This window comes from Streptomyces tubbatahanensis (genome assembly GCF_022699385.1).
Taxonomy (GTDB): domain Bacteria; phylum Actinomycetota; class Actinomycetes; order Streptomycetales; family Streptomycetaceae; genus Streptomyces; species Streptomyces diacarni.
In genome coordinates this window covers 6,973,005-6,985,014 of the sequence record NZ_CP093846.1, presented here as the reverse complement: position 1 = coordinate 6,985,014, position 12,010 = coordinate 6,973,005, and the positions used below count along the sequence as shown (strand labels likewise).

Below are 12,010 nucleotides of genomic sequence, written 5' to 3'. Positions count from 1 at the left end.
GGTGAGGAGCTGGAGATGTCCAAGCGCCAACCCGACCAGGCGGGCAACGAGCCGGACCAGATCCGCGGGCCCGAGGAGCGCCGGATCCACGGCGGCATGCCGGACAAGCCCGACGACGACGAGCTGGCCCGGCGCACCGAGGAGGAGCGCGTCGAGGCCGGGGTGGACGACTACGACCCCGACGACGTGCCGCCCGCCACCGAGGGCTGACCCCGGGAAGAACCGCTGACCACACCGGAAGCAACCAGGGCCGGCCGAGCGCCGGCCCGGACCGCTGAGAGGCCGCACCCATGCCGATCGCCACGGTGAACCCCGCTGACGGCGAAACCCTCAAGACGTTCGACCCGCTGTCCGACGAGGAGATCGAACGGCGCCTCGCGGAGGCCGACGCGGCCTTCCGCACCTACCGCACCACCACGTTCGAGGAGCGTGCCCGGCTGCTGAACGCGGCGGCGGACCTGCTGGAGCGGGAGGCGAGCGGCGTCGCACGCGTCATCACCACCGAGATGGGCAAGCCGCTGACCGCCGCCGAGGCGGAGGCCGCCAAGTGCGTGAAGGCGATGCGCTGGTACGCCGCGCACGCCGAGGCGCTGCTGGCCAACGAGTACCCGGCAGCGGACGACGTCCAGGACGCGGGCGCCGTACGGGCCAAGGTCTGCTACCGGCCGCTGGGCCCCGTGCTCGCCGTCATGCCGTGGAACTTCCCGCTGTGGCAGGTCATCAGGTTCGCCGCGCCCGCGCTCATGGCGGGCAACGTCGGGCTGCTCAAGCACGCCTCGAACGTGCCGCAGACCGCGCTCTACCTGGGCGACCTCTTCCACCGGGCGGGTTTCGCGCCCGGGTGCTTCCAGACGCTGCTGGTGCCCTCCAGCGCGATCGAGTCGGTGCTGCGGGACCGCAGGGTGGCCGCCGCGACCCTGACCGGGAGCGAGGGAGCGGGCCGCTCGGTGGCCTCGATCGCCGGGGACGAGATCAAGAAGACCGTACTGGAACTGGGCGGCAGCGACCCCTACGTGGTGATGCCCTCGGCCGACATCGACGCCGCGGCCCGCACGGCGGTGACCGCGCGGGTGCAAAACGCCGGTCAGTCGTGCATCGCGGCCAAGCGTTTCATCGTCCACACGGACGTCTACGACGCGTTCGCAAAACGGTTCACCGCGGGGATGCGCGACCTCACGGTCGGCGACCCCATGGAACCCGGCACGGACGTCGGCCCGCTCTCCAGCGCGCAGGGCCGCGAGGACCTGGAAGAACTGGTCACCGACGCGCTCGCGCAGGGCGCGCAGGCCCTGTGCGGGGGCCGTCGCCCGGAGGGGCTGGAGCGCGGCTTCTACTACGAGCCGACCGTGCTGACCGGCATCACCGACCGGATGCGCATCCACCGCGAGGAGACGTTCGGCCCGGTCGCCACGCTCTACCGCGTGCGCGACATCGACGAGGCGATCGAGGTCGCCAACGACACCTCGTTCGGTCTCAGTTCGAACGTCTGGACGCGGGACGAGGCCGAGACCGAGCGCTTCGTGCGGGACGTCGAGGCGGGCGGCATCTACTTCAACGGCATGACCGCCTCCCACCCCGCGCTCCCCTTCGGCGGCGTCAAGCGCTCCGGATACGGGCGCGAACTCGCGGGCCACGGCATCCGCGAGTTCTGCAACGCCACCACGGTCTGGCGTGCCTCCTGAGCGTGCCGTGCGCGCTCAGTTCCTGCTCACCGTGCGGTTGACGCCCGCCACGAAGGTGGTGGCCAGCACCCAGCCCGCGACGATCAGCAGATACGCCAGCCACTGGTAGCCGCCCTGCGGTGCGTACGCCTTCTCCTGCCCGAAGTCGACGATCGGCAGCAGCAGATCGAGGGCGTAGGCCAGGGCGTTGAACCCGGGGGCCTCGTCCGCCTTGAGGGGGCGCGGCGGGTGCAGCCCGTAGGCGAGCGTCCCCACCAGGAGCAGCCCGGCCAGCCATCCGGCGGCCCGCATGGGCCGGAAGCCGTAGCCGACCGTCGCGTCCTGGAGATGGCCCCACAGCCGCGCGTACAGCGGCAGGGTCGTGCGGTGTCTGCGCTGCTTGGCCAATTGCACCGAGCGCGCCGCCGCGTCGTCGCCGATGTGCCGGTAGGCCGCGGTCAGCTGTTCGTACGCGAAGGGCACGTACCCGTCCCCGTCCCGGGTGAGCGTCTCCAGGCGCCGCGCGGCGGGGAGGGTGGGGGCCAGGGTGGTGTAGGTGAGGCCGTCCAGACGGACGGAGGCCGGCCAGACCTCGGGGCTGACGTGCAGCAGGTCGCATCTGGTTCGGCGCAGGTTGACGGTGCCCTCGATGCGCCGGGCCTCGCGCAGCCACAGCTCCCCCGCCGTGCAGCTGCTGGCTCGCAGCGCGACGCCGCCGGGGTTGGACAGCCGGGCGTAGGCGAGGTTGAGCTGGCCCGGGACGGTGGAGCCGCGCAGGTTGACCCGGCCCACGACGTGGACCCGCATGGCGTGCAGGTCGGTGCCGACCGTGACGGTCTCCGCCTGGAGCGCGGTGCCCGCCGGGTGCAGGAAGCGCGCGTCGTCGAAGCCGATGTGGCCCGTGACGGACAGGCCGTCCAGACGTGCCTGCCCATAGCAGGTCAGGTGGGTGGCGCGCAGGTCCTCGCCGATGGTGGCGTGGTCGAGCCCCAGCGCCCTCGCCTGCGCGGGGCCGCGCCCCTCGGCGTCCGGCTCGGCTCCCAGCACGGCGCGCTCCGGGAACAGCGCGCCCTCGACGCGCGCTCCGCCCAGCCGCACCTGCCGGGCCACCCGGCAGTCGCTCAGCCGCAGCGCCCCGCCCACCCGCACCGTGGTCGCCCACAGTTCCGGCATCCGGCAGCCGCGCAGGGACAGCCCCCGGCACTCGGCGCCGTAGAAGATGACGGGCTCGTCGAAGAAGCAGTCCGTCAGCGAGACGGGGCACGAGACCACCGCCGAGTGCAGGTCGAGCGCTCCGGTGACCCGTGCACCCCGCAGCCGCAACGCGGGTATCTCGCCGTCCTCCGACGGCGCCCGCAGCAGCAGTGAGCGCAGCATGCGGGCGCGTACGTTCCGGTCGTCGGCGCCGGTCAGATCCACCGTCCCCCCGCGGGGGAACGCCTCTTCGATCCGCCGCTCAGCATCCGTCAGCTCTTCGCTCTCCACGCCCGCGACTCTTCCGGCAGGCCACGAGCGCGTCAACCGCGGCGTTGTGCGGGCGCGTTCCGGGCGCCGGACACCCGCCCGCCCGGCCGGTGCGGGGCGCCCGCTAGCGTGCCGTCCGTGGACGGTACTCAGATCGGGCGGGACGCCCCGGCGACGCGCTCGGCGGCCGGGCCCGCGGACGGCGGCGCGGAGGAGGGCTGGCCGGTCGCCTCGGGTACGACGGCGCTGAGCGTGGCCGTACCCGAGGTGGACGCGGTGGTGCGCGGCTGGCGGGCACGCTACGACACGGCGGCACGGCACGGGGGCGTCGCCCACGTGACCGTGCTCTTCCCCTTCCTGCCCCGCGACCTGATCACAGCAGCCGAACGCGCGGCGCTGCGCGACCTGTTCGCGGCGCAGTCCGCTTTCACGCTCACCTTCGCGGACTGCGGCCGCTTCCCCGGCGTCCTGTACCTGGTGCCCGAACCCGCCGCGCCCCTGCGCGCCCTGACCGCCGAGGTGGCCCGGCGGTGGCCCTCCCACCCTCCGTACGGCGGACTCTTCGGCGAGCTCGCACCGCACCTGACGGTGGCCAACAGCGGCGGCGAGGACGTGCACACGCGCGCCGAAGCCCACCTGCGCGCGCGTCTTCCGGTGACGGCGCGGGTGGACTCCGTCGACCTGGTCGTCCACGAGGAGGGCCGCTGGCTGCCCTGGCTCGACTTCCCGCTGGGGCGGTGAGGGTGCCCGGCCGGCCAGAGCGGTGGCCGGGCAGGGGCAGCGTGTGGCCGGGCTGGGGCAGCGCGCGGCCGGCCGCTCAGGGCCGGTGGTCGGCCGGGATCTCCTCTCCGGTGGGCACGGGGCCGGGCGGGGTGCCGTCGCCGAAGGGGCGCCCGCCGAGCTGTTCGCGGTGGTGCGGGGTCAGCCAGCCCGACAGGTCGGGGCCCACGGGCACGATGGAGGTCGGGTTGACGCCCGTGTGGACGACGTAGTAATGGCGCTTGATGTGGTCGAAGTCGACCGTGTCGCCGAAGCCGGGTGTCTGGTACAGGTCGCGCACGTAGCCCCACAGGACCGGGTCCTGCTCCAGTTTGTTGCGGTTGCACTTGAAGTGGCCGTGGTAGACGGCGTCGAACCGCACCAGCGTGGTGAAGAGCCGGATGTCCGCCTCGGTGAGGGTGTCGCCCACCAGGTAGCGCTGGTCACGCAGCCGCTCGGACACCTGGTCGAGACGGCGGAAGACGTCCCTGTAGGCGGCCTCGTACTCCTCCTGCGAGGTGGCGAACCCCGCACGGTAGACCCCGTTGTTGACGTCGCGGTAGATCCCCTCGGCCACCTCGTCGATCTCGTCGCGCAACGCCTCGGGGTACAGGTCGGGCGCGCCCGGCCTGTGCAGGTCCCGCCACTCGGTGGCCAGGTCCAGGGTGATCTGCTGGAAATCGTTGGTGACCAGCTTGCCGCTGGGAACGTCCACGATGGCCGGGACGCTCACCCCGCCCGGATAGTCCGTCTCCCGCTTGTCGTACGCCTCGTGCAGGAAGCGGATGCCCAGCACCGGGTCGCGGTCGTCGGCGTCGAGGGTGAAGCGCCAGCTGCGGTCGTCCTGGATGGGGTCGGTGACGCCGAGCGAGAGCGCGTCCTCCAGTCCCAGCAGCCGCCGTGAGACCAGGGCGCGGCTGGCCCACGGGCAGGCGCGGCTGACGACCAGCCGGTAGCGGCCCGGCTCCACGGGCCAGCCGTCGCGGCCGTCGGCGGTGATGCGGTCGGCGAAGTGGCTCTTGGACCGTTTGAACGCCTTGCGGCCGTACTCGGTGTTCCCGGCGCCTTCGCCGGTGGCAGGGCTGCTCATACCGGTTCCTCCTCAGAATCGGGCTGCGGGTCTCCCCGCGTTGACGGCATCCCATCACCAGGGTGCTGTCCATACCGAGTACCGACGCGGAGGCCCGGTGATACGCCCGGTGATACCCGCACGTCACGACCGGCCGCGCCGCTCAGCTCCGCCCCTTCCGCCAGGCATGCAGCCGGGCCGCCGTCCACGCCGTGTGACGCGCCCGCAGATCCTCCCCGGTCAGGTCGGTGCGGCCCAGACCGTGGTAGTTGGGCAGCCAGGTGGTGACGGAACGGTACGCGTTCCGGAGCGCGAACAGGTCCCACAGCACCAGGTCGGACACCTCGGTGCGCGCGGCGCTCTCGTAGGCCGCATGGAACGCGTCCGCCACGGCGTGGCCCAGGACGGGCCCGTGCAGCAGGACGAGATCGAGCCGGCACCAGCTCACGTCGAGGCCGCGCGGTGCCGACCCGGCACCGGACCAGTCGACCACCCCCGACAGTGCGCTTCCCTCCCACAGGACGTTGCCCGACCAGTAGTCGAAGTGCGTCAGCACGCGGGGCTGGCGGGCCAGCCGTTCCTCGTGCGCGGCGACCACCGGTGCGGCAGGTCCCTCGTCCGTACGCTCCCCCGCGCGCTGTGCGGAGAAACGGGCCGCCGCCATGCAGTCGCGGAGCCCGGACAGCCTGGCGCGGGGCACCGCGTGGACGAGGGCGAGCGCGGCGCCCAGACGGCGCGCGGCGGCCTCGGGGTCAGCGGGCCTGATGTCGGCACCGCCCGGGACCCGCGAGGTCAGCACGGCCGGTGCACCACAGTGCCGCCCCGCGGGGTCGACGGCCAGCAGTCGTGGCGCACGGGCGTCGAGCCCGTCGAGGGCGCGCAGCACCGCCGCCTCCCGGGCGGGGGCGGGGTCCCGGGGCGGGAAGCGGCGCAGCACCACCTCGGTCTTCGGCGGCGCGATGCGCAGCAGGTGCGTCGCCGCGTGGGTGCCGCCGGGCAACCGCCGCACGTGGCGTACCCGGGCCCGCGGGCCCACGGCGCGGGCCGCCCACGTCAGCGCGGCCTGCGGCACCGCCGGTGCGTCACTCACCGTGGGACCCCGCCACCGCTCACCAGCCGTCGCGGTGGAGCACCTCGGCGACGGGGCGCCGGCGCACCGGTCCGAAGGTGCCCCGGGGCCAGCCCACGGGGATCGCGGCGAAGGTGTGCATGTCCTCGGGGATGGACAGCGCCTGCTTCCACTCCGCCTCCAGCATCAGGTGCCAGATGGTGATGTTGGCGGCGAGACCCAGCCCGCGCGCCGCCAGCAGCAGGTTCTGCACCCCGGGGTAGACGCACGAGCCCTCCGCGAGCGCCGCGAAGCGCTCCTGGATGCGGGCGAGTTGTGCGCTGGCGCTCTCGCCGAGCGCCTCGGCGGAGCGGCGCAGCCCATCCTCGTCCGGCGCCTGGGCGGGCATGCGGTAGCAGGGGATGACGAGCGCCGGGGTCTGGGCGAAGTGGTCGCGCTGGTACTCGATGGCGGCGACCATCCGCCCGTACGCGGCCTCGTCCATGCCCTCGGGGCCGTGCTTGCCCGTGGTGGCCAGGTAGGCGTCCACGCAGCGCTTCCACAGGGGGGCCAGCCGTTGCATGACGGCGCGGTCGGTGACCAGGACGTACTCGTAGCGCTGCATGTTGCCCCCGCTGGGGCCCCAGACGGCTGCCTGTATGAGCTGCTCCAGCAAGGCGTCCGGCACGGGGTCGGGCTTGAGCCGCCGCATGGCGCGCATGGTCGCCATGGTGTCGAAGAGCGGGGGCTGCGAGGGGGCGGGGTTCCCGGCGTCGATTGACATGATCGGAAAGTGTAGGACGAAGGGGCGCCACCCGGGGCCTGCGGTTCCGCGTCCGCCGGGCGCGCCCCACGGCGTGCGCGTCAGGCGAGCAGGAAGTCCCGCATGACCGGAGCGAGTTGCTCCGGTGGCACGTGGTGGAACGCGCCGGCCAGCGCGCGATGGCCGCCGTGCGGCAGCGCTTGGGCCGTGAGGCGGGCCGCTTCCCTCAGTACGGGCGTGCTCGCGTCGCTGCTGAGCACCAGCGCGGGCAGGTCCGCCGCGGCCAGCGCCTCGGCCGGCAGGTCCGCGTCTCCCAGCAGCGTCGTGTCGTAGACGAGCGTGTGGGCGAGCTCTTGCATCTCGCCCCACGCGGGCGACTGCCGCGCGCCCTCGACGGCCTGCGGCGGCAGACCCACGATCTGAGCCATGAAGTAGGCGACCGCCTCCCCGCGGCGGCCCTCGCTGACGAGCTCGGCCAGACGCGCGGCGTGCGAGGCGGCCTGCGGCTGCCCCGCGGCTCCCGTGAACGGCGGCTCGAACAGGACCAGCCGCTCGAACGCCCGGTCCGCACGGGCCGCGGCGTTCAGCGCGACGATGCCGCCGGACGACATCCCGAACACGTGCACCGCTCCCCCGCCCTCCTCCGCGACGAGCGCGCCGACGACCGCCGCCAGGTCCTCCGCCTCCCGCTCGGGCGCGTAGGGCGGGGTGTCCCCGCTGTCGCCTCTGCCTCTGCGGTCGTAGACCACGCCGGACATGCCGAGCACGGCCAACTGCCGGGCCAGCGGTTCGCCCGCCCCGCGCGCGCTCATCGCCCCGCCGACCAGCACGACCGGCGGCCCGTCCCCGAACCGTTCGTGGACGAGAGTGGTGCCGTCGGCCGAAGTGACGCTCCGTGCGCTCATGTCGGTCCCTCCCTGGATGGTGTCCTTGTGCCGAGTTCTATCAGCGGGGACTGACAACGGGGCGGAAGGCGGCCGGCTGCGGGAGCGCGGTTCGCCCCGGTGCGGGGCCCGTTCACTCCTCGGGCGGCGGGGGTGGGGCCGGGGCGCCGACGGGTGGCGGGACTCGGGAATAGCGGCGCGGTCCCGCCTCGCCGGGCCCGGCGGTCGTGCCCGAGCCCTGCGCCGGAACGCCGATTCCCGCGCCGGACTCCACCGCGCCCAGGGCGGCGCCGCCGGACGCACCGGAGGGAGCAGCATCCGGGACGGCCGCTTCGGGCGGTGGCGCGTCCCGGTGCGCGCCCGGGTCCCAGCCGGCGTCGACGACGCGCTTCTGTACCACGACGGCCCCCGCCAGCACGGCGCCGCCGACGACGAGCATCAGGGCGATGCCGCCCGCACCGCCCGCCTTGGCGGCGAAGCCGACGAGGGAGCCGAACCAGCCGAAGTCGGCGTCTCCGAACGTCGTGTTCTCGTCCCCGAAGGCGCCCAGCACCTTCAGCAGGACGGCGGGCAGCAGCGTGATCAGTACCCCGTTGCAGAACGCGCCCAGTACCGCGCCCCGCCGGCCACCGGTCGCGTTGCCGAAGACACCGGCGGCGCCGCCGGTGAAGAAGTGCGGCACCAGCCCCGGCAGCACGAGGGCCAGCCCGAAGGCCGGTCCCAGCAGCCAGGCCAGCAGCGCCAGGGTGCACAGTCCGCCGGTGAAGCTGGCCAGGAATCCGACGAGCACTGCGTTGGGCGCGTAAGGGAAGACGATCGGCGCGTCCAGCGCGGGGACGGCGCCCGGCACCACCTTCTGCGCGATGCCCTGGAAGGCGGGGACGAGTTCGCCGAGGATCGTGCGGACGCCGAAGAGGATGACCGCGACGGAGATGCCGAACTGCAGGCCCTGCATGACGGCCCGCATCAGGTAGTCGCCGAGGTCTTCGGCGGGCGCGCCGCCACCGGTGGCGAACGCCTGGAAGGCGGTGTGCCGCCCCGCCTCGACGACGTACACCACCGCCATCGTCACGTAGATGAGCAGCATGGACAGCGCCGTGGCGACCATCGAGTCACGCAGGAAGCGCAGCCCCTCGGGCAGCTTCATGTCCTCGGTGCTGCGGCTGCGCCTGCCGACGAGCTGCCCGACGGCGCCCGCCGTCACGTAGCCGGCCGTGCCGAAGTGGCCGAGGGCGACGCTGCTGTTGCCGGTGATGCGCTTGGTCCACGGGTGGGCGAAGGCGGGTACCGACACCAGGAGGATCCCCAGCAGCACGCCGCCGACCACGACGACGGCCCACGCCTTCAGCCCGGCGGTCGCCAGCACCATGGTCAGCAGGGTCGCCATGAACAGCATGTGGTGGCCCGTCAGGAAGACGTAGCGCAGCGGGGTGAAGCGGGCCAGCAGCAGCCCGAGCCCGAAGCCGACGATCATCAGCCAGGCGACACGGGCGCCGAACCGCTCCTGCGCGATACCGACGATGGCCTCGTTGGTGGGGATCACCCCGTGCGCTCCGGTGGCGCCCTGGATCATCTCGCCCAGCGGGGCGAGCGAGCTGACGACGAGTCCGGCGCCCGCGTTGATGAGCAGGAAGCCCAGCGTCGCCTTGATCGCACCGCCGGCGACCTGCCCCGCGGGCTTCCGCAGTGCGAGGAGTCCGGCCGCGGTGATGAGACCGATGAGGAACGCGGGGACGCTCAGCACCTCGTTGACGAGGAACGTCGCGATCGTGACCAGCCAGTCCATGGAGCCTTCCGCCTCGTGCCGTGGGTGGTGCGGTGGGGAGTGCCGGGGCGGGCGCCGGCCTGGGCGCCCGCCCTCGGCACTCAGACGTCGTAGATGTCGCGGAGCGCCGCGTCGACCTGCTTGCCGCTGGTGAAGTCCGCCACGACCCGCACGGGGACGCCGATGTCCCCGAGGGCCTGGGCGATCTCCCGCGAGGTGAGGACGGCCACCGCCTCCGACGCCTTGCCCTTGGCGGAGATCGTGTCGGTGGCCTCGACGGTGAGGTGCCGCGTCCAGCCCCAGCGCTCCACGACCCGCTCCAGGGTGTTCTTGAGGAAGAGGCTGGTGCCGAGCCCGTTGCCGCACACGGTGAGGATCTTGTGCACCGGCTGGGCGTGCGGCCGGGCGGAAGGCGCCTCGCGGGCGCCGTGCTCGTCCGGCTCCTCGCCTTCCAGTACCCGGCGCAGCGCCTCGGGTCCTGGCGCCGACCGCAGCGCGGCTTCGGTGGCCGGGTCGCCCAGCAGCCGGGCGAGGGCCGCCATGGCCGCCGTGTGCGCCCCTGAGTCCTCGGCGGCGAGCGCGACGACGAGGGTGACGGGGTCGTTGGACTCGTGCCCGAAGCGCACGGGCTCGGCCAGCCGCACCCACGCCATGCCGGTGCGGCGAACCGCGGGGGAAGGCCGGGCGTGCGCGAAGGCGAAGCCGGGGGCGAGGACGATGTAGGGCCCGTGCTCCTCGACGTTGCCGATCATCTCGTCGGTGTAGGCGTCGGTACCGCTGCCCGTCGCGACCAGCAGGTCACCGGCCGTGCGGAGGGCGGCGCGCCAGTCGGCTGCGGGCGCGTCCAGCCGGATCGCCTCGGTGGGCAGGAGTTCGCTCAGTGACGCCATCCCCGGATATTGGCATGTACCCGCCCCGGCGCACAGCGGTGGGGCGGCCCCCGCTCGCCGGCACGGCCGGCGCGGGGTCGTGCCGGGGTGCGAGACGCGGATCGTGCCGGGGTGCGAGACGCGGATCGTGCCGGGGTGCGGGGGATCGTGTCGGGACCCGAGGCGAGGGGTACCCGCAGGAACCGCGGGTGGCCGTGGAGCCCACGGGACGCCCGGGACGCGCGGGACCACCGGGCGTGCGGGGCGACCGGACGTGCCGGTGGCCGCGGACGGGCGTGCCAGGGCCGATACAGGCACCGGCGCCTCGGGGCGGCCACGCCCCTGACACACATGTGCACATCGCCCCCTCGACGACGCAGGGAGGAACCATGCGCCTCGATTCCCTCGCCCCCCTCCTCGAGCGGAAGGGACCGTGGGCCACCGCCTACGTGGGCACGGCACGGGCCACCGAGACCGCCGGGGACGAGCGCCGCCTGACGGCCCGCGCGGCGGGCGACGAGCTGGCGCGGCAGGGGGCCGGGGCGGCCACCGTGGACGCCGTCACGGAGTACCTGGAGACGCTGTCGCCCCGCACCCAGCCGCAGGGCAGCGTGGTGTTCGCGGCGGACGGCGAGGTCGTGCTGGACCTGCCGCTGACACGGGCGCCCGACCGCACCCAGGTGTGCTGGTCCGCACTGCCCCACCTGGCACCGCTGCCGGAGCTGACCGGCGAGAACCCGCTGTGCCTGACGGCGCGGATCGACCGCACGGGCGCCGACTTCGAACTGGCCGACGCGCGGGGCACCCGGGAGGCCGGGCAGGCGCGCGGCGAGGACTGGCCGGTGCACCGCACCTCCACGGGTGAGCCGTCGGAGAGGCACTTCCAGCTGAAGGTGGAGAACACCTGGGAGAGCAACGCGGGCGTGATCGCCGACGCCATCGCCTCCCGCTTCCAGGAGTCGGGTGCCGACGTGCTGGTACTCAGCGGTGACCCCCGAGAGCGGCGCGCCGTCCACGAGAAGCTGCCCGAGCACCTGCGGGGCATCGCGGTGGAGACCTCGCACGGCGGCCGTGCGGCGGGTTCCGCGACCGAGTTGCTCGACCGGGAGACCGAACGGGCCCGCCAGGAGTTCGTCCAGCGGCACACCGACGACGCCCTCTCCCGGCTGCGCGCTGCCCACACACCGGGGTCCCCTGGCCCAGCGGGCTCCGCGGAGGCCGCCGTCGCCGAGGGCGTTCCCTCGCTCGTCGAGGCGGCGCGGGAGCACCGGGTGGGCACCTTGGTGGTGCGGCCCGGCGGCTTCGACCGGGAGCGGGAGGTGTGGGTCGGTGACAGCTGCGACCAGGTCGCGGTGCGCCGCTCCGAGTTGCAGTACCTGGGCGCCACCGAGCCGGTGCCGGCCCGCGCCGACGACGCGCTGCTGCGGAGCGCGGCGGCGACGGACGCGGAGGTGCTGGTGGCGTCGGAGGAGGACGACCTGCCGGTCGGCGGTATGGGCGCGGTGCTGCGGTGGACCCACGCGGAGGGCCCCGCGCCCGCCTCGCCGTGACGGCCGTGGAAACCGTCGAACCCGTGAGCTCCGGCACGGGCCGGCCGCCGTGGCTGCGGACAGCGCCGTGGCGCGGAACGGACGAACCGTCCCGCGCCACGGGGTTCTGCACCTGCTCGGTTGCATAACGCTTCCGACTTGACGCTCTTGAAGGAGGGTGCGGAGGCCGGGACCTCCC

Annotated in this window: 11 protein-coding genes; 4 read left to right on the top strand and 7 right to left on the bottom strand. The window is 74.0% G+C overall.

The annotated features are described in order from the left end of the window. The first annotated feature begins 15 nt into the window (after positions 1–15). Together MMF93_RS29935 and MMF93_RS29930 are read left to right on the top strand one after the other, a co-directional pair. Positions 16–210, top strand: a complete 195-nt coding sequence (locus MMF93_RS29935; protein ID WP_114022481.1) for a hypothetical protein — start codon at positions 16–18, stop codon at positions 208–210. 80 nt (positions 211–290) lie between these two features. After that, positions 291–1,682: an NADP-dependent succinic semialdehyde dehydrogenase gene (locus MMF93_RS29930; RefSeq protein WP_242756292.1), complete on the top strand. Its 1,392-nt coding sequence runs from the start codon at positions 291–293 to the stop codon at positions 1,680–1,682. Positions 1,683–1,697: 15 nt separating this feature from the next. On the opposite strand, the gene MMF93_RS29925 is transcribed toward MMF93_RS29930, so the two are convergent. Further along, entirely contained in the window at positions 1,698–3,146 is a 1,449-nt protein-coding gene (locus tag MMF93_RS29925) for a membrane-associated oxidoreductase (protein ID WP_242756291.1), read from the bottom strand. A 117-nt stretch (positions 3,147–3,263) separates the two neighbouring features. On the opposite strand from MMF93_RS29925, the gene MMF93_RS29920 reads away from it, so the two are divergent. After that, on the top strand, positions 3,264–3,866 hold the full coding sequence (locus MMF93_RS29920; protein WP_242756290.1) for a 2'-5' RNA ligase family protein: 603 nt from the start codon (positions 3,264–3,266) through the stop codon (positions 3,864–3,866). A gap of 76 nt (positions 3,867–3,942) precedes the next feature. Here the strand turns inward: MMF93_RS29920 and MMF93_RS29915 are convergent, their stop codons facing one another. From MMF93_RS29915 to MMF93_RS29890, 6 genes are all read right to left on the bottom strand, one after another. Then, positions 3,943–4,974, bottom strand: a complete 1,032-nt coding sequence (locus tag MMF93_RS29915) for a glutathione S-transferase family protein (protein ID WP_242756289.1) — start codon at positions 4,972–4,974, stop codon at positions 3,943–3,945. 142 nt (positions 4,975–5,116) lie between these two features. Continuing rightward, positions 5,117–6,043 (bottom strand): phosphotransferase family protein, encoded by a 927-nt coding sequence (locus MMF93_RS29910; protein ID WP_242756288.1) that lies wholly within the window; start codon positions 6,041–6,043, stop codon positions 5,117–5,119. A gap of 19 nt (positions 6,044–6,062) precedes the next feature. Beyond that, on the bottom strand, positions 6,063–6,785 hold the full coding sequence (locus MMF93_RS29905) for a nitroreductase family protein (RefSeq protein ID WP_242756287.1): 723 nt from the start codon (positions 6,783–6,785) through the stop codon (positions 6,063–6,065). A gap of 80 nt (positions 6,786–6,865) precedes the next feature. Then, positions 6,866–7,669 carry an alpha/beta fold hydrolase gene (locus MMF93_RS29900; RefSeq protein WP_242756286.1) on the bottom strand — a complete coding sequence of 268 codons (804 nt, stop codon included), beginning with the start codon at positions 7,667–7,669 and terminating at the stop codon, positions 6,866–6,868. A 112-nt stretch (positions 7,670–7,781) separates the two neighbouring features. Beyond that, on the bottom strand, positions 7,782–9,434 hold the full coding sequence (locus MMF93_RS29895) for a PTS ascorbate transporter subunit IIC (RefSeq protein ID WP_242756285.1): 1,653 nt from the start codon (positions 9,432–9,434) through the stop codon (positions 7,782–7,784). Between the two features lie 80 nt (positions 9,435–9,514). Then, positions 9,515–10,303, bottom strand: a complete 789-nt coding sequence (locus MMF93_RS29890; protein WP_242756284.1) for a PTS sugar transporter subunit IIAB — start codon at positions 10,301–10,303, stop codon at positions 9,515–9,517. Between the two features lie 368 nt (positions 10,304–10,671). Here MMF93_RS29890 and MMF93_RS29885 point away from each other — a divergent pair, with 368 nt between their 5' ends. Continuing rightward, positions 10,672–11,832 carry a baeRF2 domain-containing protein gene (locus tag MMF93_RS29885; protein ID WP_242756283.1) on the top strand — a complete coding sequence of 387 codons (1,161 nt, stop codon included), beginning with the start codon at positions 10,672–10,674 and terminating at the stop codon, positions 11,830–11,832. Positions 11,833–12,010 lie beyond the last annotated feature (178 nt).